Annotated in this window: 22 protein-coding genes and 1 other annotated feature; of the genes, 15 read left to right on the forward strand and 7 right to left on the reverse strand. The window is 63.3% G+C overall.

The features are described 5' to 3' along the window. Positions 1-148: 148 nt before the first annotated feature. Positions 149-1377 (reverse strand): IS3 family transposase gene (locus B2V90_RS18240; RefSeq protein WP_143840424.1). Its coding sequence is split into 2 segments (ribosomal slippage): positions 149-1089 and positions 1089-1377, totalling 1230 coding nucleotides; the frame shifts between segments, so codons are not numbered across the junction. After that, positions 980-1096 (reverse strand) — a sequence feature (AL1L pseudoknot). (Overlaps the previous gene by 117 nt.) A gap of 60 nt (positions 1378-1437) precedes the next feature. Here B2V90_RS18240 and B2V90_RS18245 point away from each other — a divergent pair. After that, positions 1438-1788 carry an antitoxin Xre-like helix-turn-helix domain-containing protein gene (locus B2V90_RS18245; protein ID WP_086491669.1) on the forward strand — a complete coding sequence of 117 codons (351 nt, stop codon included), beginning with the start codon at positions 1438-1440 and terminating at the stop codon, positions 1786-1788. Positions 1789-1794: 6 nt separating this feature from the next. Here B2V90_RS18245 and B2V90_RS18250 read toward each other — a convergent pair whose 3' ends face one another. From B2V90_RS18250 to B2V90_RS18270, 5 genes are all read right to left on the reverse strand, one after another. Beyond that, positions 1795-2313 carry an RES family NAD+ phosphorylase gene (locus B2V90_RS18250; protein ID WP_086491627.1) on the reverse strand — a complete coding sequence of 173 codons (519 nt, stop codon included), beginning with the start codon at positions 2311-2313 and terminating at the stop codon, positions 1795-1797. A 67-nt stretch (positions 2314-2380) separates the two neighbouring features. After that, positions 2381-2731, reverse strand: a complete 351-nt coding sequence (locus B2V90_RS18255; protein WP_086491628.1) for an antitoxin Xre/MbcA/ParS toxin-binding domain-containing protein — start codon at positions 2729-2731, stop codon at positions 2381-2383. Positions 2732-4120: 1389 nt separating this feature from the next. Next, positions 4121-5452 (reverse strand): replication initiator protein A, encoded by a 1332-nt coding sequence (locus tag B2V90_RS18260; protein WP_086491629.1) that lies wholly within the window; start codon positions 5450-5452, stop codon positions 4121-4123. A gap of 130 nt (positions 5453-5582) precedes the next feature. Then, positions 5583-6593 carry a ParB/RepB/Spo0J family partition protein gene (locus B2V90_RS18265; protein WP_086491630.1) on the reverse strand — a complete coding sequence of 337 codons (1011 nt, stop codon included), beginning with the start codon at positions 6591-6593 and terminating at the stop codon, positions 5583-5585. Continuing rightward, the gene (locus B2V90_RS18270) at positions 6590-7789 is read right to left on the reverse strand and encodes an AAA family ATPase (protein ID WP_167381848.1); all 1200 of its coding nucleotides are present in this window, start codon (positions 7787-7789) and stop codon (positions 6590-6592) included. The genes B2V90_RS18265 and B2V90_RS18270 overlap by 4 nt, the downstream gene beginning before the upstream one ends. 267 nt (positions 7790-8056) lie before the next feature. Between B2V90_RS18270 and B2V90_RS18275 the strand changes: the two genes are divergently transcribed. The 14 genes from B2V90_RS18275 to B2V90_RS18340 all read left to right on the forward strand — a co-directional run bounded on the left by B2V90_RS18275 (position 8057) and on the right by B2V90_RS18340 (position 23212). Beyond that, positions 8057-8383, forward strand: coding sequence for a single-stranded DNA-binding protein (locus B2V90_RS18275; protein WP_017183648.1), 327 nt, complete (start codon positions 8057-8059; stop codon positions 8381-8383). Between the two features lie 62 nt (positions 8384-8445). Beyond that, positions 8446-9312, forward strand: coding sequence for a DUF7146 domain-containing protein (locus B2V90_RS18280; RefSeq protein WP_086491631.1), 867 nt, complete (start codon positions 8446-8448; stop codon positions 9310-9312). A 66-nt stretch (positions 9313-9378) separates the two neighbouring features. Then, the gene (locus tag B2V90_RS18285; protein ID WP_206046213.1) at positions 9379-13578 is read left to right on the forward strand and encodes a strawberry notch family protein; all 4200 of its coding nucleotides are present in this window, start codon (positions 9379-9381) and stop codon (positions 13576-13578) included. 111 nt (positions 13579-13689) lie between these two features. After that, complete coding sequence (locus B2V90_RS18290) at positions 13690-15702, forward strand: ParB/RepB/Spo0J family partition protein (RefSeq protein WP_086491632.1); 2013 nt, start codon at positions 13690-13692, stop codon at positions 15700-15702. Between the two features lie 92 nt (positions 15703-15794). Next, entirely contained in the window at positions 15795-16718 is a 924-nt protein-coding gene (locus B2V90_RS18295; RefSeq protein ID WP_086491633.1) for an ArdC family protein, read from the forward strand. Between the two features lie 52 nt (positions 16719-16770). Further along, on the forward strand, positions 16771-17109 hold the full coding sequence (locus B2V90_RS18300) for an ArsR/SmtB family transcription factor (RefSeq protein WP_013849891.1): 339 nt from the start codon (positions 16771-16773) through the stop codon (positions 17107-17109). A gap of 12 nt (positions 17110-17121) precedes the next feature. Next, positions 17122-17658 (forward strand): arsenate reductase ArsC, encoded by a 537-nt coding sequence (locus tag B2V90_RS18305; protein ID WP_062069247.1) that lies wholly within the window; start codon positions 17122-17124, stop codon positions 17656-17658. Further along, positions 17655-18095, forward strand: coding sequence for an arsenate reductase (glutaredoxin) (gene arsC, locus B2V90_RS18310; protein ID WP_007688073.1), 441 nt, complete (start codon positions 17655-17657; stop codon positions 18093-18095). Before B2V90_RS18305 ends, arsC begins: the two co-directional genes overlap by 4 nt. Beyond that, positions 18092-19159, forward strand: coding sequence for an ACR3 family arsenite efflux transporter (arsB, locus tag B2V90_RS18315; protein WP_030540254.1), 1068 nt, complete (start codon positions 18092-18094; stop codon positions 19157-19159). Before arsC ends, arsB begins: the two co-directional genes overlap by 4 nt. Then, a complete protein-coding gene (gene arsN2, locus B2V90_RS18320; protein WP_030540255.1) occupies positions 19156-19587 on the forward strand; it encodes an arsenic resistance N-acetyltransferase ArsN2 in 432 nt (143 codons plus the stop codon). Before arsB ends, arsN2 begins: the two co-directional genes overlap by 4 nt. Then, on the forward strand, positions 19587-20327 hold the full coding sequence (gene arsH, locus B2V90_RS18325; protein ID WP_030540256.1) for an arsenical resistance protein ArsH: 741 nt from the start codon (positions 19587-19589) through the stop codon (positions 20325-20327). Before arsN2 ends, arsH begins: the two co-directional genes overlap by 1 nt. 347 nt (positions 20328-20674) lie before the next feature. After that, complete coding sequence (locus B2V90_RS18330; protein ID WP_030540257.1) at positions 20675-21616, forward strand: DUF2493 domain-containing protein; 942 nt, start codon at positions 20675-20677, stop codon at positions 21614-21616. A 112-nt stretch (positions 21617-21728) separates the two neighbouring features. Then, on the forward strand, positions 21729-22397 hold the full coding sequence (locus tag B2V90_RS18335) for a hypothetical protein (protein WP_030540258.1): 669 nt from the start codon (positions 21729-21731) through the stop codon (positions 22395-22397). Positions 22398-22804: 407 nt separating this feature from the next. Beyond that, positions 22805-23212, forward strand: coding sequence for a single-stranded DNA-binding protein (locus tag B2V90_RS18340; RefSeq protein ID WP_007688067.1), 408 nt, complete (start codon positions 22805-22807; stop codon positions 23210-23212). Between the two features lie 75 nt (positions 23213-23287). Here B2V90_RS18340 and B2V90_RS18345 read toward each other — a convergent pair whose 3' ends face one another. Next, a complete protein-coding gene (locus B2V90_RS18345) occupies positions 23288-23722 on the reverse strand; it encodes a thermonuclease family protein (protein ID WP_030540259.1) in 435 nt (144 codons plus the stop codon). Between the last annotated feature and the right edge of the window lie 289 nt (positions 23723-24011).

A 24011-nucleotide genomic window follows, 5' to 3' on the forward strand; every position in this document is an offset into this window, starting at 1 on the left:
GGATTCCCTTTTTGGGCGAATGCGATACAGTTGGACGGAGAAAGGCAAGACCGCCGATGGTCAAATCAACCGATGCTGACACGCTGAGCCGCAAGGATCTGACGGGTCCTGAACCGCGCCGGGTCTGCCGGAGGCATTGGGTTGTGAGTCACGCTGCCATATCGAGGTTGCTTGCGGCAGCATTATATTGATCTTCGGCTTCGGCAGGCGGGATGTTTCCAATGGGCTCGAGCAGCCGACGATGGTTGAACCAGTCGACCCATTCGAGCGTGGCATATTCGACAGCTTCGAAGCTGCGCCACGGCCCACGCCTGTGGATCACCTCGGCTTTGTAGAGGCCGTTGATCGTCTCGGCTAAAGCGTTGTCGTAGCTATCGCCGACACTGCCCACCGATGGCTCGATCCCGGCTTCGGCGAGTCGCTCGGTGTACTTGACGGACACGTACTGCGACCCGCGGTCGCTATGATGGATGAGGCCGCCCCGATGGGCCGGCCGGCGGTCATGAAGCGCCTGCTCCAAGGCATCGAGGACAAAGCTGGCATGCGCCGTACGGCTTGCTCGCCAGCCAACGATCCGCCGCGCATAGGTGTCGATGACGAAGGCGACGTAGACGAACCCCGCCCAGGTCGCGACGTAGGTAAAGTCCGACACCCACAGCATGTTCGGCGCTGGCGCGTAGAACCGGCGGTTGACGTGGTCCAGAGGACACGGCGCCGCTTTGTCGCTGATCGTGGTGCGCACTGGCTTGCCACGGATCACGCCTGCCAAGCCCATCTCACGCATCAGCCGTGCGACCGTACAGCGGGCGACCGGAAAGCCTTCCCTCATCATCTGTCGCCAGACCTTGCGCACGCCGTAGACCGCGAAGTTCTCGGCGAACACGCGCGCGATCTCCGGCTTGAGGGCCACATCCTGCCGAGCCCGCGCCGATAGGCGTGTCGGATCCTGTCGCTGCGCGACGCGCTCGTGGTAAGTGGATGGGGCGATCGGCAGGACGCGGCAGATCGGCTCGACCCCATAGGCATCGCGGTGATCGTCAATGAAGGCGATCATCGCCGGAACGGGCGGTCGAGCTCCGCCTGCGCAAAATATGCCGACGCCTTGCGGAGAATCTCGTTGGCCTGGCGCAGCTCACGGACCTCGCGCTCCAGCGCCTTCACCTTGTCGGCAACCTCGGTCGGGACACCGGCACGCTTGCCGCTATCGACCTCGGCCTTCTTCACCCACTCATGCAGCGTCTGCGGAACGCAGCCGATCTTCTCAGCGATCGACACCACCGCCGCCCAGCGGGACGGATAATCGCGCTCATGATCGGCCACCATCCGCACCGCACGCTCGCGCACCTCGGGTGCAAACTTGTTCGTCGTCTTGCTCATACAGGCTCCACCTTCTCAGGAGTTGGAGCCTCCGGCAAACCCGGCGCGGTTCATCCGGCGCTGCGCACCTTTTTCCGCATTGCCGACGCCTGGGGCCTTAAGGAAGCCGAGCAGATGAAGCTTCTCGGGCTCGACAGCCGCTCGACCTTGCAGACCTGGAAGCGCGGCGCCGTCGCGGCGATTCCCAAGGATGCGCTGGAGCGCATCTCCTATGTCATGGGGATCTACAAGGGGCTGAAGATGCTCCTGCCCCGTACCGCCGATGAATGGGTACGCAAACCCAATGAGGCGCCGCTGTTCGCCGGACGCCCGGCGATCGAGCGGATGGCGTCGGGCAATGTCGCCGATCTCTATGTGGTGCGCCAATATATCGACACACAGCGCAGCGGACAAACGCGTGTGTGTGGCTAGATTCGTCTAGCCCGGAGGCATCAAGGCATCGTCAGGATCAAGGACAGTCAGCGCGGCTCCCTCCCCTTGCATATCCTTCTCATGCCATTGCCACAGCACCAGGTTCCGGCCACCCGGATTCTGGACCGATGGCACCAACGCGCCTTGCGCACCCTCCGCGATCAGTTCGTCCGTCACCGCCCAGCTCGGCGGTGTCTGGCGATCAAGAAACGCCATGGCTTTCCAGTTTGCTTCCAGGGCCTCCCCGACCCGCGTATTGCAAGGCGCCGCCGTACTGGTAGTGAGATCCGCGATAGCCGCAGCGTCGAGATAATAAGGAACAAGCGTTCCGGGTTTCGGCAGTCCTTGATAATATTCCGCCACCGCGGTGACCGCATCTGCAGCCAGGTAAAGCGCCGGAACGCCCTTTCGATTCCAGCGACCGCCATAGAGCCGCGCGCCCTCCCCCGACGTCGGACTAAATTGATGGCGGATCCCGATCATCCGCCAGAGCGGAAGCGACATGGACGCAAGCACATAGGTCATGGCACCGCTCTACCGGCGAGAGAGAGACATGGTCACGGTCAATTTCCATGAACCAAAGTGAACCATGTCAGGAATAGACACCGGCAGCCATGCGATCGAGATCCTCGATCACCATGTCGGCATGCCCATCCTCGACCAATTCTTCGGCCGTCTTGCCAAATCCAGGAAGCGGCTGATGCTTGAACCAGATGATCGCCTTGCCTTCATCACCGGCCAGATCGGCGGCACGCGCGATGATCCGGGCAATTTCCCCAAGCTTGGCCTGCACAGCCGGGCTACCGGGGTGTGTGGTCATGGTGTTGCGATTGAGGTGCGCAAGTCGCGATAGACGCGTCATCGGTAGGCGCAGGCGTTCCGCCATGCGGCGCGGCGCGATCATGTCCCCCTCACGAATATCGTCCAAAAATGCGGCAAGCATGAGTGCACTCCTTGCCTCCTATATGCACCCAAATTCAAATCGCTTCAATGAATCAATCGGCCTGTGCAGATCGCAACGCCTCTGCAGTCGCTCACAGTTTCAGCACGCCGAAGAAAATCAGGCCCAATGCCGATCAAGCAGTATTTTCAGAGCACTCTCCGCCCTAACCGATCGTTTTCTGCTTTCCTGACTTCTTGGGGGATTTGTCTGCTGAGATTGCCCAGCTATTCGGGATCATCATCCATAGTGCGGCTAGGTTGGCGAGACAGGCCTGAAGGACAAAGACCGGGATGTCGGATCGACGGTGAGCAGCGGAGTGAGACCTATTCCTTCCCCTTTCTGTTCTGAAAAATCAAAATCATAAATCCGCCGTAGGCGTAAGCGTTAATGGGTTATATCTTAGAGTTAAAAGGTTACTGAGGCCAACGTGCCAAGCGACTCACGGGAATCTGGCGATTCCCCCCTTGTGGATAAAATCTGATAACACGACGTCTGATCTCCGATAGCACGACAGCCGGATTCTAATAACACGATGATCCCCACCCGATAGCACGATGGCCCCGCCGGGAGGTGTGGATAATCACGAAACGGTGCGTGGCGTGCTGTGTGCGAAGTCGGCAGTTAGCGTTTCGATCCAAAAACCCGCTGTCGACCCCGAACCGGAGAGCGCGCTCGCCGAGAGAAGTAAGGATCGGTCGTGTTATCAGGAATGCGACCTCCGCAAGCGTCGTGTTATTGGGAACACGAATCCGCACCCCTCCCCTCGCGTTAGGTTCTACCGGCGCCGTCTCTCAAGGAGCGGGTGATTACGTTCAGCCATGGCAACCAATCGGCAGACAGGCTCCCAGCAATAAGTGCTGAAAGCCCTAGGTTTCTTTGGCCCTATGGCGTTACAGCTGTCGTGTTTTCGGAAACATGTCGACAGGAGCTAAATGAAGCTGCGTCCTTTCAGATCGCCAAGGTTCATCCGAATCAGGCGATAGCAAAGCGGCTCCCGGCAGATTCCTGAAAACACGATGGTGAGATGAGCGAGAGCAGCGCCGTGCGGACGCCACGACAGCGGTGACTCCCCTTCCCGCGCTGACGGCTTGTTTATCATGCTGTCATTCGGCGCTCGGCTAGATCTCGGTCACGAATCTGCTTAGCGTCTGCGGTCAGCGACTAGGAAGGAAAACGACACTCCATGCAGCAGTGGGGTAGCCATGAAGGCCTAGCGACCGATAACATGCTGCAGGGGGGACGTCGTTTGGTTTCGATGGCCTCAGACGGTCGGTCAAATTCGGGGTATCAGCCGAGTGCGCGCGCTTGGGTACGGACAGCATCGGATTAGTTCACGATGTTGATTTCCGAAGACGGTGCCAGTCAGCAGCTCGGCGCCGCCGCGGAAGTCTAGAAACCTGGCAGGCTGTATTTATTGCGTTCGTGGTGCTTCCGCATGAAACCGAGGAAGCGTTTCGAATAGTTGCGGGGCATCTCATCTGGATTGCTGTTCAGGAAGGCGTCGAACTGCTTAATGAGCACGTCGAGATCCCAGCCTGGGCACTCGGTCTTGATCGTATGATAGGTCTCAGGGTCGAGCACGTCTTGCGCTCGACCGCCACGTCGACGCGGCGTCGCGGCTGCCACCTGGGCATAGATCGGATCATGAGGGTCGGTGCTCGACTGCGGCTCTGTAGATTTGAGCCCGGAGATGGCTCGCTGGACAAGGCTTCGAGCTAGCCGCGCATCGACCATTTCCTCTGCGCCTGTATCGACAGGTGCAGGCATTTGCCGGTTCGGAGCGGCAGGCCTAGGGGCCTTTGCGGCGCGAGCGGAGGAGGGGGGTGTTGCACGCTGCCGAGAGCTTACTTCATGCTGGCCGTCCATAAACCGGCGCATGACCATTTTTAGCTTTGGGCGAGGCGTCTCTCCACCAATCACCTCTAAGCTGATCTCAGGAAGGTTGTTCATCCGAGCGAGTTCCAGAATTTTATTCTTGAAGGAGGGGAGGGAGCTTTCGCTGCCGCTTTTTTGATGCAGGGTGTCGAAGCCAATCGTAAAACCCTCGGCACCGTTACCGCCCGCATGTTTGCGGCTTGCCCGATAGAGCCATTTCCCAAGACCACTTGTGATCTCGAAATAGAGCGGCGAAATCGCAAGAACGTTTCGCTTGTCCATAACGCCATCGAAAAACCACTTCGACAGCGTGATTTCCATGCCGAGCGACCGCTGGGTGCGTTCGTCAACGAGATGTGTGTAGCTGTCGATCCATGAGAATGTAGTCTCGCGCGTTTTCGAGTTTGCCCGGAGATTTGTCTTGATCGTCGTGGCCTGCAGACGATCAAGGGCACTGATCAACCGCTCGTAGGCGCGCCCGCTCACGCCCCAGCAGATGCGCTTGAGAAGATCACCTGGTTGAAGCCGGACGGTCGGCGACAGGTCGTTATCACCACGCTCGCGCAGTTCGTTGAGGTGAGAGGCGAGATAAATCATGATGTCCGCGTCCCAGATGGTCGCCATGCCATATTCAGGATTTGCAGACACATGGACGGTCACAGACCTGTCCGGGCTCACATATTCGATGGGCCTGACCCGCTTCTTCTTCGATAAGCTAAAGAAGGGGCGCTGCATCGTTTCCTGGTAATCCCGCAGCGAGATGTCGCTGAAATCGGGCAGCGTGAAAAACATCTCGAACTGCACTCGACGGCCGCCAACACCCGTCGTCGATAGGGCACTCGTCATACCATTTCCCTAAGCAAAAGCCGCCCGTCCCATGCACGGGACATATTGATTAAACAACTGAAAACAAACATAAAAATGTCGTTTTTCAGAGTAGCAAAAGCAGTTCCCTTGATCGAGGCGTGCGATCGCTTCAATGCGCCGACCTCTTCAGGATTTTCGCTTTCTCGATCAATGGGCGCAGCGCAGCGAGGATGTCATCGGCTGACAACTCGGTAGGATTGATTGTGATGGTTAACCCGCGCGCGCGATCCCGATCGACTTGACCAATGATGGTGCCTCTGGCCTCGATAGCGGCCTTCTGGACGCGCCCGGGGCGTGTCGCCGTTGCCTTGATCAGACGGGCCACCACTTCGGTGCCACTGATCGGCTCCTCATCTCCAGATTGGCGAAAGCTCTGCTCTGCCGCAATGTCCTTGGCAGCCGCTTCCATGCGCTCACGTAAGGCAGGCGTGCGAAGCGGAGGTAGGAGCTTGTCGCCGTAGCTGACCTGAAGATCCATCGGCGAATTGAAAGCACTAACGATCGACTGCGGTATCTCGGTGAGGCCGATGTAGCGCGACAGCATGGACTTGGAGAGCTTTACTCGATCCGCAAGGCGCGCCTGGACACCGTCATAATAGGTCTCGACCGCTGCCTTATAGTTTGCGCCTCGCTCGAGATCTGAGATATCCTCACGCTCCCGATTCTCGATATCCGCCAGACGGAATGCCGCTTCATCATCGAGATCTTCGATGATCGCCACAAGTTCGATATCGGGATAATGGTTCGCGTTCAGCCAAGATATCGCCCAATGGCGCCGCGTGCCGATAACGAGCTCATATTCGAGGTCGGCGTTCTTCGTCCGTCGCACGACGACCGGGATACGGTTACCGTTCTCGGCCTGAATAGAATCGATGAGGCTGCGCACACGGTCTTCGGTGAGCAGCGCGTAGTCACGCGCATTTCCGGGCCAGATCGAGCATTCGGACGGCTTGAGCCGAATTGTCGGCCTCTTCACCATACGAGCAGCTTCGGTGAAACCTTCGAGTCGGCGTGCGGTGAAATTTTTGGTAGGGGCAGGGGCGGCGGACTCGGAAGGTTCGAGCGCCGGATCGGGCGCCGGAGCCGCCAGTGCCTCGCTGATCAAGGACCGCCGGCTCACGCTGCGACACTCGCGACAGTGTCACTGGCGCGCTTTGAAATGCTTTGAGAAGGCCATTGTTCACGGATCTGCTGGAGCACCTCTCCGAACACGGCGTCAAGATTGTCTCGACACCGCTGATAAGTGGCGTGCGCTGCCGACGGTTTACTCTCGTAGATCGAGCGGAACGCCTGCGTCGCGTTTTTGATCTCTTCAGAAGCTAGGATGGGCTGGCTTAGAAGAAAATTCGCATAGGTTGCCTGCATCATCTTCCACATGTCGGCCTCACCAGGCTTGCTGGGCGTGTAGGCCGAGCAGACCACCCGAATAAATCCGTAATCCACTGGCGTCCCGTTCTCCTCGAGGATCTCGATATTATCAGCGATTGTCTCCATGAAATGGATGGTCGATAGATAATCGAGCTGTCGTGCAGGCACAGGGATTAGCAGGCCTGTGGCCGCAGCCATTACATTGAGTCCTAGAAAACCCATGGCAGGGGGTGGGTCGAGAACGATGACATCGAAGTCTTTTATGACACTCTCAATACCGATACGAAGACGCTGGAGGCCCTCTCGAACAGCCTGCCCGCCCTCACGTAGGGTCGCGGTCAAATCCCACTCCGCGTCTTGCAGCCCAAGACTTGAGGGAACGATCTTGATAGTCGGCCAGGCAGTATCTTGGATCGACTGTCGGAAATCATCAAAGGTACTGCGAGGCGACAAGAAGTTTCCAAGTGTCTTCTCTTCGTCGATCAGCGTTTCCGGCTGAATATCGAACATTGTAGTCGTTGATGCCTGGGGATCGCAATCGATCACCAGCACGCTGTAACCATGTAGGGCGAGATAATCGGCAAAATGTTTCGTGATTGTGCTCTTGCCGACGCCGCCTTTGAAGTTCTGGACGGCGACCACGACAGCATCCTCATCCGCCGACTTACCAGGGTTAATGTGCAAGGCTTCTCGGATCAGCGTGAGATCCTCCAAATTGTAGAAGCGGCGGCCATTGCCTAGCTGCTTTGGCTGCGGCAGCCGACCTTCTTTTTCGGCCTTGGCCAGTGCCTCAGGCGTCCGACCGACCAGCTCTGCTGCTGCTGTCGGGCCGAAAGTGATATCGAGCACCTTGCGGTCCTCCGGCTTGAACACCACCGACTTCACACGATCACGCATCATCTCGCACGAGCGAGTCATTGTCCGCAGCGTGTTTACGGTGAATGACATTTCCAGCAAGCCTCCGTAGCGCCGCGAGAATTCGACGCAGTTCGTGTTTAATGGCCCAAAATGCCGGTCAAAGTCAAACCAGCGCACAAATTACCTTTGGAAGCACTATTCTGGCTGTGAAGCAGAGGTGTCGGTCACCAGGTCTGTCTGCAAAAAACACGGCCACTTGCGCAACTATGGACCGCGAGTATCCCCCCGATTGGAGGGATCTGCGGGGAGTCCTTCGGTCGCTATCCTGCGGCCAATCCCATTGGCGCGGAGCAGGATATGATCAACTTCGCCAAGTTCGAGATCATCGGCCGGATCGGCGAAATCGATGCGCGACCGAAAGTCACCCTGCTGTCGGTCTGCGCGAATTACCGCCGCAAGGGTGACGATGACGAATGGCAGGAAGACAGTCACTGGAACCGCGTGAGCGTCTTCAGCGAGGGCCAGCGCAAGCATATCGCCGACCGAGCCCAAGTCGGGGATCTGGTGCGCATTGCCGGGCGGCTCAAGGACAGCTCCTATGAACGCGACGGCGTGACCCATTACACAACCGATCGCATCGTCGAGGAATTCGGTATCCTCGCAGCCAAGGGCATGCCTGGCTGAATTGGCGGGGAGGGGAGGGCGCAACCGGCAGCAGCGCTCCACCACTTTGCAAGGATTAGTTGATGCCCCTAGCTGCTTTCCATCGCGCCAAAGCCATTGTCGAAGCCCTCGGCGGAACGTGGCGCGGGACGCGCGGCGAATGCCGTTGCCCGGCTCATGACGATCATGGTCCCAGCCTGTCAGTGCGCCTGGGCGAACGGGCGATCTTGTTCCACTGCTTTGCTGGCTGCGATACGCGCGACGTTCTGACTGCCCTGCGCCGGCGCAAACTTCACGATGCGGTGCCGCTCACCATGCCGCGCCCGAAGGCGATGGCCGACCATCGTGCTCTCGCGCTTCGGCTATGGAAGGCAAGCCAGCCCATAGTCGGCTCGCCAGCGGCCGATTACCTTGCCGCACGCGGTCTTGCTCCTCCCTATCCGCGTTGTCTGCGCTACAATCCCCGCACCATTGTCGGGGCAGGTGACCAGCGCCGGTTCTTTCCGGCGATGATCGCTGCGGTCGAGAACGATCTGGGCGTCGTGGCCGTCCAGCGGACCTGCCTCGATCTCGCTGACATCTTGCACAAGCCCCTGTCAAAGCCGAAGATTGCCCTTGGCCTGCTTGGCAACGCGGCCATCCGTCTGGCGCCGGCCGGAGAGGAGCTTGGCCTTGCTGAGGGCATCGAGGACGCCCTTTCGGCAATGGCCTGGTTCGGAACGCCAACCTGGGCGCTGGGCGGCGTCGAACGCCTTGGACTCGTCGCCATCCCCGAACGGGTCAAACGCATCATCGTCTATGGTGATCGCGGTGCCGCCGCTGCCGCCATGCTCAAAAAAGCTCGGCCGCATCTCACAGCCAATGGACGCGAACTGGTGCTCCGCCTCCCGGAACGGCACGCGGATTGGAATGATGCTTGGCGTGTCCGCCGGGCCGCCGAGGCGGCCTGAGAGGGGAGGGGGCCTTCAGGCTGATGACCTGGCGCTGATGCCAGGTGTCAGACCCGGAGATACCCCATGGCCACACAACCCCTCGCGGTCACGCTGCCGCTCGATGATCCCGCCCGGACCGCTGCTCAAGGCATAGCCGACCGGCTGTCCGAAGGCCGTTCGGTTGCACGTAACGACCTCCTTGCCGGGATGACCTCCGCCTTCGGTGGCTCGAGCGCGGATGGCCTGTGGTCATTGCGCGACGCCTATGATGTGCTCGAACTCGCGCAGATCCTCCATCTGAAGAACACAACACTCCCGGCAGATGCGAATGTGCGGCTCGCCCAGCTGATCGCCATGACGGCGGCGCTTCCGACGCACAGCGTGCGTAGCGAAACGCAGGTCGCGTTCCAGCAATTCTCGACACCGGCACCGATCGGCTTCCTTGCCGCCAGGGCAGCCGCGATCACGGCACGCGATATCGTGCTCGAGCCCTCGGCCGGGACCGGGCTCTTGGCCGTACACGGTCATTTTGCCGGCGCTCGCCTTCTCCTCAATGAGATCGATGCCTGGCGCGCGCGTTTGCTGCGTCATGCCCTTCCCGAGGGCACATTGAGCACGCATGACGGCGAATTGATCGACGACATGCTCGATCCGCAACTGGTGCCGAGCGTCGTGCTCATCAACCCGCCCTTCTCGCGGAGCCAGGGACGGGGGCGCGACCGCCACGCTGCGCTTCGCCACCTGCGCTCCGCGCTCTTGCGCCTCGCACCAGGCGGGCGCTGCGCCGTCATTCTTCCCGATCGCATCGAGACAGGGGACGCGGATTGGCTGCACGCCACCGCGGGCGCGCATCTCCGGCTGCATCTCGACCTGCCGCCCCATGCTTATGCCAAGCACGGCACCGGGCAAGCGGTTCAGCTCATTCTCCTCGAAAAGGGCGGGGCAGGGGATTGCGTCCCACGCCAGACCTGTACGACGTTCGGCGCTGCGCTCGCGGCCATCGATGCGATGGCGACCCCGTGCGCCCCCACGCCGCAACCGATCTCCCGCCCCAGCGGATTGTTCCGGAGCCTCACGCGGCGGACCCGCCCCGTAAGCTCGCGTGTGGCGGTGACCCTGCCCACGACCCGCGCGGTCGTCTATCACCGTCTCGACGCGCCGGCGCCCGCGGGCGAACCGCAAGGGATTTACCTGCCCTATCGGCCGAGCCGTCTGCTAATTGCCGATGCCCGTGAGCACCCAAGCGCGCTGGTCGAATCGCAGGCAATGGGATCGATTGCCGCACCCCCGGTCGCTTATGAACCCGTGCTGCCGGCCAGGATCTTGGACGACGGCCTGCTCTCGGACGCGCAGCTCGAAACGCTGATCTACGCTGGCGCGGCGTTCGAGCGCGATCTTCCCGGCCGGTTCATATCTAGCGAGGAGGGTCTTTCGCTGTCGCCGGCAGAGGCCGGTAACGCCTATCGGACCGGCTTTTTCCTTGGCGATGGCACGGGCGCCGGCAAGGGGCGGCAGGTGGCGGGCGTCATCCTCGACCAGTGGTTGCGCGGCAACCGCCGCCACCTCTGGATATCCAAGAGCGAGACGCTGATCGAAGACGCTCGCCGCGACTGGTCGGCGCTTGGCGGCTTGCCGCTCGACATCCAGCATCTCAACCAGTGGAAGCTCGGCACCCCGATCGCGCTGGGCGATGGGATCCTCTTCCTGACCTATGCCACCCTGCGCTCCAACCGCGGTGACAGGGGCACGCGGCTGCGCCAGCTGATCGAATGGATGGGTGAGGATTTCAGCGGCGTCATCGTCTTCGACGAGGCGCATGAGATGGCCGGGGTGGCCGGTGGCGAGGGCCGGTTCGGCGCCACGAAAGGGTCGGAACAGGGCATCGCCGGCGTCCGCCTGCAAAATCTCGCTCCGCGCGCCCGGATTCTCTACGCCTCGGCGACGGGCGCCTCGGACGTCAACAACCTCGCTTATGCGACACGCCTCGGATTGTGGGGACCGCAGACGGCCTTCGCCGACCGGCGGGCCTTCGTGGAATCGCTTCGCCGCGGCGGCATCGCAGCGATGGAGTTGATCGCCCGCGACCTCAAGGCGCAGGGCCTCTATGCCGCGCGGGCGCTCAGCTTCGCCGGCGTCGAATATGACATCCTCGAGCATCGGCTCAGCGAAGAACAGATCGCCGTCTACAATGCCTATGCCGATGCCTGGGCGATCATTCACAACAATCTGCAGGCCGCGCTCGCCGCCACGCGCGTCACCGACGGCTTCAGCGGTGCCACCTATAATAGCGGCGCGAAGGCCGCGGCATTGTCGATCTTCGAATCGACCAAGCAACGCTTCTTCGGCCAGATCCTGCTGTCGATGAAGCTGCCGTCGCTGATCCCGGCGATCGCCGCCGATCTCGCGCGCGGCGACTGCGCCGTCGTCCAGCTCGTGTCGACGTCGGAAGCCATGCTCGACCGTGCCCTTGCCGACCTGTCCCCCGAGGAGCGCGCCTGGCTCGACATCGAGCTGTCCCCGCGCGAATTCCTGGTCGACTATCTGACGGCAGCCTTTCCGGTGCGCCAGATGCGCACCTATACCGACGATAGCGGCACGGTGCGCTCGGAACCGATGATCGACGAAGCTGGGCAGCCGGTGCTGTGCCGGGAAGCGATCGCCATGCGCGATCAGCTCCTCGAGCAACTCTGTGCGCTGCCGGTCGTCGGCTCGGCGCTCGATCACATCATAGGGCATTTCGGGACGGAGGCCGTGGCCGAGGTGACGGGTCGCAGCCGGCGGATCATCGTCGATGCCGACGGCCGTCAGCGGATCGAACGGCGCAGCGCGCGCACGAACCTCGCGGAGACCGACATCTTCATGCGCGGCGAAAAGCGCATCCTGATCTTCTCCGACGCCGGCGGCACGGGGCGGAGCTACCACGCCAGCCTCGACGCGCCCAATCAGAGCCGCCGCATCCACTATCTGCTCGAGCCCGGTTGGCGCGCGGACGCGGCGATCCAGGGGCTGGGCCGCACGCACCGCACCCACCAAGCCTGCCCGCCCTTGTTTCGGCCCGTTTCCACCGATTGCCGCGGCGAACGGCGGTTCATCTCGACCATCGCCCGGCGCCTCGACAGCCTGGGCGCGCTGACCCGCGGCCAACGCCAGACCGGCGGGCAGGGACTTTTCGACCCCCGCGACAATCTGGAGTCCGACTTCGCGCGGGAATCGCTCGACCAGTGGTTTCGCCTGCTGTTCCAGGCAAAACTCCAATCGGTCCACTTCGATCAGTTCCAGGCGCTCACCGGTTTGAACCTGGCCGGGGAGGGCGGGGGGCTCACCGAGACCTTGCCCACGATCCAGCGGTGGTTGAACCGCATCCTGGCGCTGCGCATCGACCTGCAGAACGCGATCTTCGACGAATATCTCGGCTTGATCGAAGCACGGGTGGAAAAGGCACGCGAGGCCGGCACCCTCGATCTTGGTGTCGAAACGATCGCGGCCGACCGTATTTCGATCCTCGACCGGACGGTGATCCGGCGCGATCCCGTAAGCGGCGCCGAAACCGAAATTCTGCGTATAGAAACCGAGGAGCGATATCGGCCGCTGACCCTGGAGCGAGCGCATTGGCTTCTGGCCGACCCGGAAGCGCGCCGGTTGTTCAACCCGCGTTCCGGCAAGGCCGCCATTTGCCGGCCGACCTTCTCGCTAACGGACGAAGAGGGACGGACCGTGCGCCGCTATGAGCTGGTGCGTCCAACGCGCACCGAACGGCACCGGCAGGACCTCTTCGCCGAAACCCATTGGACCGACGTGGACCGCGCGAGCTTCGACGAAGCCTGGCAGGCCGAATGCGACGCAATGGCGGCGCAGACGCGCACGCAGATCATCTATCTGGTCACCGGCCTGCTGCTTCCGGTGTGGGGCAAGCTGCCCGACGATCATGTCCAGGTCTGGCGGCTGATGAGCGATGACGGCCAGTCGCTTCTCGGGCGTCTTATTCCGGCGCCGCTGGTGGAGCGGATTGCCAGCGCGTTCGGCATCGCGGCCCATGTCGAGATCGACCTCGGCGCGCGGGTCCAGCACGTCCGCACCTCGGGCGAGATCATGCCAATCGGAGCGCTGCGACTGAAGCGCGCCTTGGTTGCCGGCGATCAACGCCTCGAATTGCTGGACTGGAAGCCCGAGGCGCTGCCGCATCTCAAGGCGGCGGGCTGCTTCACCGAGATCATCCAGCACCGCACTCGGCTGTTCGTTCCCCCGAGCCGCGCCCTCGAGATCCTCGCCAGGATCACGGACTGACCCGCGACCGCGCCAAGCGACCGAAGAGAGGGGAGGGGGCCTTCGGCCGGGTGGGCCTGAGTGGCTCAAGCCGGCCGACGAGGTCGGCGCAACCCTCGAAGGAGACAACCGATGATCCAGTCCGTGAAGGTCAAGAACCTCTCGCTCTCGAAGGACAATGTCCGCAAATCCAATCGCGATGCCGACCTCGACAGCCTCGCCGATAATATCGCCGCGCATGGCCTGTTGCAGAATCTCGTGGTCACGCCGCTCAAAAAGGCAGGACATTTCACCGTCAAGGCGGGTGGCCGCCGCTTGCGGGCGCTCCAGCGCCTGATCGATTCAGGCCGGCTTGCCGGGGACCATGAGGTTCAGGTGCTGGTGCTCGAGGATGATGCCGGATCGGCCGAAGCGAGCCTTGCCGAGAATTTCCACCGCGTCGCGATGAACCCGGCGGATGAGTGCTCGGCCTTCAAGCACTTCCTCGACAAGGGCGCGAGCGCCGAGGATGTGGCGAAACGTTTCGGCGTCACGACCCGCTTCGTTGAGCAGCGGGTACGGCTTGCCGAACTGGCTCCTCTCGTCTTCGCGGCGCTGGCGGCGGGCGAGATCACGCTGGGGGTCGCCCAGGCTTATGCCGTCACGCCCGACGTCGATCGCCAGGCGCGCGTGTTCGAGAGCATGAGCCGGTCCTATTATGGCGACAATCCCGACAATATCCGCCGTGCGCTCCTCAACGGAACGGTCAAGGCGACCGACGCCAAGGCACGGTTCGTCGGCCGCGAGGCCTATGTCGGCGCGGGCGGCCGGATCGAGCGCGACCTGTTCGGTGAAGATGTGGACGAGAGCTGGATCGACGTGGAGCTCATCGAGCAGCTGGCCGCCCAGAAGCTTGAAGCGGCCGCGGAAGCGCTCGCTGCCGAACAGAAGCTGGCGTTCGTGACGCCGGTTCTCGCGACGCATGTGCCCTATGATACGGAGTGCCAGCTCCACGAATATCATCCGCCGCTGCGCGAATTGAGCGGGGACGAGCAGGAGCGCGTCGATAGTCTGTCGGATGAGGGCGACGCGCTCATCCGCGAACTTGAGACCGAACTCGAGGACGGCACGCCCGAGGCCGAGGCGGCTTCGGCGCGTCTCGCCGACATCGAGCGGGAACTCGATACGATCGAGGCGTCGCGCACGATGGTCGATGATGCGATCAAGGACCAGCTGGGCACCTTCATCTATCTGGCGCCCGATGGCAGTCCGCGGGTGCACAGCCGCATGTTCAGCGAGCGCGCCATCCGGCAGGCGGGCGAGGATGCAGAACCCGAAGCACCGTCCGGCAAGGTCGCGGCCTCCCGGCTCAGCGCGACGCTGGTTGACGAACTCGCGACCCAGCGCCGGCAGATCCTGGCAGCCCATGTCGCCTCGGATGCCGGGTTCGCGCTCGATCTCACGATATTCCTGATGGCGCACCGGACGGTGTTCGCCAGCAGCTATGTCCGGGACCACGCGACGCTGCAGGCGGCCGCCGCGAGCTTCCCGATCGTCAGCTTCCGCGATGAAGGCAGCGCGGCGAGCAATGTCCTGACCGAACAGCGCCAGGCGCTCGATGTGAGCTGGGCAGGCGGGAACACGCTGTCGTCGCGTTTCGATGCCTTCCGGCAACTGGATGAACAGGCGCGCGCCGATTGGCTCGCCCATGTCATGGCGCAGACGCTGGAGCCGACACTCAACGTCGACGATGGCGGGCGCCGCAACGGCTTCCACGATCATCTCGGACGGCTGCTCGACATTGATGTCGCGCAATGGTGGCGGCCCGATGCCCAGAACTTTTTCGGGCGGGTGAAGAAGGACGTCATGCTCGAAGCGCTCGACGAGATCGGCGGGCCGGTGCTGCGCGGCCGATACAAGGACGCCAAGAAGGGTGACCTTGCCAATGCCTGCGCTGCGCTCTGTTCGGGGCAGGGCATCGTCGAGGCCGAAGTCCGGGAAAAGGCGCTCTCCTGGCTGCCCGACGAGATGCGGTTCGACGCGATCGAAAAGCCCGAAAGCTTCCGGAGCTATTCCGCTTTCCTCAGCGATGAAGACGACAGCGACGGCGGGGCAGGGGAGATCGCCCCCGATGGCGATGCTGGCGACTTCGAACAGGCCGCCTGAGGCGAACGCCTAACGGCGGGCGGCGCTTTCGTGTCGCCCGCCGCCCTTCATTGGCGGCGCTGAGGCAGCCGCTCTTTCGCGGAGTATCCACCATGACCCAATCATCGGGCCGGCCCTCGCCGGCCGAGACCATCACGCGCGCCATCATCGACCGGCTCGAGGCCGGTGTGCGTCCCTGGGTACGGCCCTGGCGATCATGCGCCGCGCAAGGGCGCCCGCTGCGCGCCAATGGCGAGCCCTATCGCGGCATGAACACCTTTTGGCTATGGCTGGCCGCCGAGCAGTGCGGCTATCGGTCTCGCTACTGGATGACCTATCGGCAAGCACAAAGCCTCGGCGGGCAGGTCCGTGCCGGTGAGCAGTCGCAATTTGCGATCTTCTACAAAGCCTATTCGAAGAAGGTCGATTCATACGAACGTCCGGGTGAGCTCGTCGATGAGCAGCGCCGGGTCATGCGGTCCTATGCGGTCTTCAATGCCGATCAGATCGATACACTGCCGGGCGATTTCTATCCCGAAGCCCTCTCCCTCGTCCCGCCGGGCGACCGCCTCGGTCCGCGGGCGGCGCGCTTCGTCGATCGGCTGCCCGCGCGGCTGCGCAGCGGCGGCGATCGTGCTTATTATGATCTGCGCGCGGACGTCATCACCATGCCGCCGATCGAGCAGTTCGACACGCGCGCCGCCTGGGCAGCCACCATCGCGCATGAGGCCGGCCACTGGACAGGGCATCCAACCCGTCTCGCTCGATCGTTTGGGAAGCGCTTCGGCGATCACGCTTACGCTTTCGAGGAGTTGGTCGCCGAACTGACAGCAGCGCTGGTTGGCGCCGATGTGGGTCTCCCAACCGCCCATCTCGACGATCACGCGGCTTATATCGGATCCTGGCTCGCCATTTTGCGCAAGGATAATCGCGCATTGCTGACGGCGGCTGCGCGAGCGGAGGAAGCCGCCGGATTTCTGCTGCGGGCAACCGATCTCGCTTGCGAGGATGATCTGGACGAGCAGGCGGCTGCTTGATCTCTCCATGTCGCCGATTGCACCATATCCATATATCCGCTATCGTGGATATATGGATAACGAATCTGTCATCGTCGCGTTGGGCGCGCTTGCCCAAGCCACGCGCCTCGACGCCTTCCGCCTTCTGGTGCGTCACGAACCCGAAGGCCTTCCCGCCGGCGAGGTCGCCAAGGCGCTGGATGTCCCGCAGAACACGATGTCGGTGCATTTGGCGACCCTGGCGCGTGCCGGCCTGGTCACATCCGAGCGGCGTAGCCGGATCATCAACTACCGCGCCGATCTCGATGCGCTCCGCTCCGTGATGCTGTTCCTCGTCAAGGACTGCTGTGGTGGCCGGGCCGAGCTCTGCCATCCACTTGCGGATGAACTGCTTGCCTGTCGTGCTGCCTGAAAGGACATCAACATGACGGATCGCCTGTTGAACGTACTGTTTCTTTGCACGGGCAATTCCGCCCGTTCCATCATGGCCGAGGCGATCCTCAGCCGTGAAGGGCTAGGCCGTTTCAAATCGTTCAGCGCCGGCAGCCAGCCCAAGGGCGAGGTCCATCCGTTCACCATTCATCTCTTGGAGAAGCTGAACTACGACGCAAGCCGGTTCCGCTCGAAGAGTTGGGAAGAGTTTTCCGGCCCCGATGCGCCGTCCTTGGATTTCGTGTTTACGGTCTGCGACAATGCCGCCAACGAGCTTTGCCCGGTTTGGCCGGGGCAGCCGCTGACCGCCAATTGGGGGGTGCCCGATCCGGCCGCTATCGAGGACAGCGAAACGGTGCAGCACGCGGCCTTCTTCGATACTTACAGGATGCTGTTCAATCGCATCTCGCTGTTCACCAACCTGCCGTTCGAAGGCCTCGACAAGATGAGTCTACAGAACCGGCTGAACCGGATCGGCAAGGAACAGGGCCGCGCCGACCTCCCAAGCGAAAAGGTGCCGGGTGCATGAGCAATGCCGCAATCGATATCGTCATCTATCACAATCCCGAGTGTGGGACGTCGCGCAACACGCTGGCGATGATCCGCAACGCCGGGATCGAGCCGCATGTGATCGAATATCTCAAGACGCCGCCCAACCGCCCGCGCCTGGTTTCGCTCATCGCCCGCATGGGCATCAGCGCACGCCAGTTGCTCCGCGAGAAGGGCACGCCCTTCGCCGAGCTGGGTCTTGCCGATCCGACGCTCAGCGATGACCAGCTCATTGATGCGATGATCGAGCATCCGATCCTCATCAACCGGCCAATCGTTGTGTCGCCGCTCGGCGTGAAACTCTGCCGTCCATCGGAAGAGGTGCTCGATCTTCTCCCGTCCGCCCAGCGCGGGGCTTTCACCAAGGAAGATGGCGAGCAGGTCATCGACGCCGCCGGCAAGAGGATCGGGGCGTGAACGCGACCGTCGCGGCGCGACCCAAGCCGGCGATCAACAGCTTCGAACGCTATTTGAGCGTCTGGGTGGCGCTCTGCATCGCTGTCGGCATCGCGCTTGGCTATTCGCTGCCGAATCTGTTCGCAGCCATCGCATCGGCCGAGATCGCGCGCGTGAACCTGGTCGTGGCTGTGCTGATCTGGCTGATGATCGTCCCCATGCTGCTCAAGATCGACCTCGGCGCGTTGGGGTCGGTTCGCCAACACTGGAAGGGCGTCGGCGTCACCCTCTTCATCAACTGGGCGGTGAAGCCCTTTTCAATGGCGCTGCTCGGCACGCTGTTCCTGGGATGGCTCTTCCGCCCGTTGCTGCCGCAGGGCGAGATCAACGCCTATATCGCCGGGCTCATCCTGCTCGCCGCGGCCCCCTGCACGGCGATGGTGTTCGTCTGGTCGAACCTGTGCGACGGCGAGCCGACCTATACGCTGAGCCAGGTGGCGCTCAACGACGTGATCATGGTCTTCGCCTTCGCGCCGCTGGTCGGACTGCTGCTCGGGGTCGCCTCGATCACGGTGCCCTGGGCCACGCTGCTCATCTCGGTCCTGCTCTATATCGTCGTGCCCGTCATCGTCGCGCAGGTCATCCGTCGGGCGCTGCTATCGTCAGGCGGGCAACCGGCGCTCGATCGGCTGCTGGCGACGCTCGGGCCGCTGTCGCTGGTTGCGCTGCTGACGACGCTCGTCCTCCTGTTCGGCTTCCAAGGCCCGGCGATCCTGGCTCATCCGCTGGTCATCGCACTGATTGCCATTCCCATCCTCATCCAGGTCTACTTCAATGCGGGCCTGGCTTATTGGCTCAGCCGGCGCTTCGGCGTGGCCTGGTGCGTCGCCGCTCCGGCCGCGCTGATCGGCGCGTCCAATTTCTTCGAGCTTGCGGTTGCAGCCGCCATCAGCCTGTTCGGCCTCAATTCCGGGGCCGCGCTCGCGACTGTCGTGGGCGTTCTGGTCGAGGTGCCGGTAATGCTGTCTGTCGTCAGCATCGTGAAGAAGACGCGGCCCTGGTACGAGCAACGTGTTCCTGCATGATCGCTACACTGCTGGATCCCAGGTCGCTTTCCGACCTGATGGCGGAGCTGAGCGCGGCGGGTCTGCCTGCCAGTGATCTCGCCGAGGCGGGACGCCGCTTCTTTCGGTTCGAGGATGATGTTGGCATTGTCGGTTATGGCGGGATCGAAGGCGACGGCTCCGACCGCCTGCTGCGCTCGCTGGTCGTGAAGGCCGATCGGCGCGGATGCGGATTGGGCGGTGCCATTCTCACTTCGGTCGAATGCGTTGCAGCTGATGAGGGCGCGACTAGCCTGTACCTGCTCACCACGACCGCCGAGCCTTTCTTTCGCCGTCACGGCTATGAAACAGCCGAACGGACCGACGTTCCTGCCGTCATCGCGCGATCGGCCGAGTTCCGATCGCTATGCCCGGCGAGCGCCGCCCTTTTGTATAAATGGATTGCCTGATGTCGCGTCTTCGTATCCTTCCCGAACCCGATCACATGCCCGCGCTGGACCGTGCAATGATCCGGCTCGATCTCGCCGCCGGGCTCGGCGCGCTCGAGCCGAAACCTCGCATCCTCCTCCTCTACGGCTCGCTGCGCGAGCGGTCGTTCAGTCGTTTCGCGGTCGAGGAAGCGGCCCGGCTGCTCATCCTCTTCGGCGCCGAAGTGCGGATCTTCGATCCGGCCGATCTCCCGCTCCCCGACCAGATCAAGGACGATGATCACCCGGCGGTGCATGAGCTTCGCGAGCATGCGCTCTGGTCCGAAGGCATGGTCTGGTGCAGCCCCGAACGGCACGGCCAGATCACCGGCATCATGAAAGCGCAGATCGACCATTTGCCGCTCGAATTCGGCGGCATGCGTCCGACCCAGGGCCGGACCCTGGCCGTCATGCAGGTTTCGGGCGGATCGCAGTCGTTCAACGCGGTCAACACGTTGCGGCTGCTCGGGCGGTGGATGCGCATGTTCACCATCCCCAACCAGTCGAGCATCGCGATGGCGTTCAAGGAGTTCGACGAGGACGGCCGTCTCAGAGCCTCAAGCTATTATGACCGGATCGTCGACGTCATGGAGGAGCTGGTGCGCTTCACGGTGCTGACACGTAGCCATGCCGATCAACTCGTGGACCGCTATTCGGAACGCAAGGCGGCAGCCGCCAAGCGCGACGCGGCCCAAGATCTGGCCTCACGGTCGACGGCCTGACGGCCCGGCGCTTGCGATGCGACGCGCTTTCATGCCGTCCTGTGCGTATCGGGAGATCGGGTTGCGGGTGCCCTTCTTAAGGTCCTCCGCGCCATGAATGCCTGACGCGACAGGGCCTTCGCGCCTTTCGCCAGAGGATGCGGCACATGGGCCACCGCGCTGGCGGCGGCAACCCGAACGCTCCGGCCGTGTTGGCGCGCCGAGGCGCGCCTGCCCGCACCACCCGGACCTTATCGGGTTCCCCTTGGGCGTTGCCCGGCGGTGCCGCCGCCGCTTTTTCGATGGCCCGGAGGGTGCGCATCCGGCGGGAAGGCCGCCGGCCCTGCGACACGGAAAGGCAATCCCTCATGACCAGCTCCCTTTCAGCAGTGCTCCAAGCACTCGAACTCGGCCATCTCGACCTGGCGGGCGACCAACGCTCGATAGAAGCGCCGCCGCCGGCAGAGGCGCTCGAACAGACCGTCAGCGCCATCTGGAGCGATCTCTTCGCGCTCTTCCCCTTCACCGCGCTCGAACGCGACATCGAGGATCTGGGCTGGGGTTTCGTCAATCTCTTCCACCGCGCGGCCGCCAAGAAGCATCAGCTGATCGACCGCCTGACCGACGAGATCCGGCTCCTGCTCGCCGAGCAGGACGGGTCGGAGATCGCGACCGCCGACCTCGAGGACAAGATCGATCTCGCCCGCAAGGTCGAGCAGTCCGCCCAGGCCTATGAGGGGATGCGCGACACCGCGGCGCGCCACTATCTGCACGAGACCGGCCGCTCCTGGGTGCCCGCGACCGGCAACCGCATCTCGCTCGGCACGACCGCTGCGATCGTCGATGGCCGGGCCTATTTGCAGGCGCGGCGCGAGCGGGTGCGCGATGCCAATATGGTCCATGGCACGCCCGTGGTCTTCGCCGGCGGGCGCCTTCGCTTCGCCAGCGACGACGAGGCCAAGCAGTTTGCCGACAATCTGCTGCGGACCCTCAAGGCCGTGCGCGAACGTGTGGGCGACATGTATCTCGTCCATGGCGGCGACATGAAGGGCATCGAGCGTCTTGCAGCATCCTGGGCCGAGCAGAACGGCATCCAGCAGCTGCGGTTCGGCCTTGATCGCAAGCTTGGCGATCGTGCCGGCTTCCGGCGCAACGAGCAGATGCTCTCGGTCAAGCCGCGCTACGTCATCGCCTTCCAGGGCAACGGCGTCACCGAAAGACTGGTGATCGAGGCCAAGGCGCGCGGCATCCATGTCGTCGATCGCCGCGGACCGCTCGGAACGCCGCCGGCGGCGTTATCCCGCGGCTGACCGCCGTGCCGGCCGCTTCGGCGGCCGGCTTTTCTCAATCTCGCGGATTCCGGTGCCGGAGGGGAGGGGGCGGGGCGGATGCGTCCCTTGTTCCCTTCGGAGGTTCCGCATCATGTTCATGCCCGATCGCGCCAGTGCGTGCGTGCTCCTTGCATTCCGCGCTGTGCATGGCCGCCACTGGAAGGCGAAGCTCCTGTCGTTATGGTCGACGGGCCGCGATGTGGACGAAGCCGATGGCGCTTACTTACGACATCTGCGCAACCAGGCCGGTCCTTCCTGGCTCCGCCAGCTGACGCCGCGCCGCTGGCGCGCGGTCGAAAGATTGGCGGCGCCCGGCGACCCGGTGCTTGCAGCGGTTTTTCTCGATCGTGCGCGCGAATTTCATCGCGGCGCGCAGATTGGCGCGCCTATTGCGCCCGCGCCGGCACTGCACTTGCTCGCGATCTCCTGCGAACTGGGTTTGAAGGCGCATCTTTTGGGTCATGGCTGGACGGACGATGCGCTGGCCCGCGATCTCCGTCATGACCTTGTCCGCGCCCTCGACGAGGCGTGGCAGCTAGGCCTGCCGGCGCCCGGTCGTCCCCTGGCCGATTTCATCAAGAGCCTCGGCCCGGCCTATGCCGTGCATCGGATCGACGCGCTGGTGGCAGGTGGCTATGCCTGCGACATCGGCGCCGTGCTTGGCGAGACCACGCAGCTCCTCGATGCCGTGGCGGCCTGCCTGAGCCCAGCCATGCCAGGCGCCGCCACCTTGCCCACCTCCTCTTCCCCCTCCGCGTGATCGTGCAACGGACGTCGTGTCGAGCCCGCGAGTGGCCATGCGAAGGATCTACAATCCCGTCCTGCGGCTCAAGGGACGGGCAGATAAGGCGCGCGCGTAAGGTCCGCGAGATGCCGGACCGGCGAGCTCAGCAAAGCCGGCAATATCGGCGGTTTCGATGGGTGGGCTCCGGTCATGGCCCAAGCGACGCACCGTCCTTCTCCTCATCTGACCCCTAAGCCGGCCGTCCGACCCATCCAACCCGCGAGCCATCGGGCCGAGTTGCCGTGTGCCACGGCTGCCCGCACCACCCCTTGTCCCGGGGTTCCCCGGCGCTGCGCTGTCGGTGGATTGGCCGTCCTGTCCGCCTTGGCCGGGGATCAGTCGAAGGGACGGTCCCTTGGACCCATATCGAAGGAACCCAAGCCATGCAGAACCTCGTCATCCTCGCCGGCAATGTCGGTGGCACGCCGGAAACCCGCACCACCCAGGGCGGCACCCGCATCACCCATTTCAGCCTCGCCACCTCGCGCCCGAAGCGCGACAGCAACGGCAAGATCCTGCGCGACGACAACAATCGCCGCCTCGAGGACACCGAATGGCACCGGATCACCTGCTTCAACGGCGTCGGCAAGACGGTCGAGCAATATGTCGACAAGGGCATGAAGGTCATGGTCCGGGGCCGTATCCACTACACCCGCTGGACCGACAGCGAGAATATCGAACGCTACGGCGTCGAGATCATCGCCGACGAGGTGACCTTCCTCACCCGCGCCAAGTCGAACGAGAATAGCGGCGGCGGCAACGAGCCCGAGGACGATGAAATCCCGTTCTGAGGTCGGACAGGGCGGCCCGGCGGCATCGCCGCCGGGCCTCTTATCCTGTTCAGGCGCGGCATGGTCCCAAGCGGATCAGCGGGATCGGCATCGCCCCTTGGCATAGCGCTCCCAGCGCAGCACGGTGCCGGTAGCGATCATCGCGCAGCTGAGATCGCCGATGCCGGGCGCGTTGCACCAGGCGCCGGTCCGGTTGCCCTTGGCTTCGCCGGTCGAGACGCAGCGCATGGTGGAGCCAGCCACGCGAATATGCCCGGTGGATGTCTGGCCGCGCGGTCCGCCAAGCAGGCGCACCAACGCATCGCGGGCGGCCGGGCCACTTGCTCTTGGACAGGGCTGGCCGGGGCGGCAGCTGTTGTCGATCTCGCGCGCGGCAATGCCGGCGAGCCGCACATGGGCGCCCTCGCGGCACCAGATCGGGCCATCGCCATCCCAGACGCGCGTCGGTGTGCAGGCGAAAGTCTGACCATTGGGGACCACGGCGGCGGCGAGCAGGAGCGGGAACAGCATCCGGCGGGGCTAACCGACAAGCGGCCGCCTGTCATCCGGACCCCGCTGGATGGGGCGGCAGGCAGGGCAAGGGGCGGGGCGCGACATCGGCGGGGACCTGGCCTCCTGGCCGGCGGGTTCGCCCGCTCTCAATCGGCGCGATCCTTGGTCCACCCGGTGACCTTTTGCGATCAACCCGCAAGGGGTCCGGTCGCTTCGCTACGGCTTTTTGGGCCTCCAGCCAAAAAAGTGATCGCGGCCACCGGCCGGACACATCGGGCGCCTGTCGAGCGGGACGAACCCGCCGGCG

Source organism: Sphingobium sp. UBA5915 (assembly GCF_002431195.1).
Classification (GTDB): Bacteria; Pseudomonadota; Alphaproteobacteria; order Sphingomonadales; family Sphingomonadaceae; genus Sphingobium; species Sphingobium soli.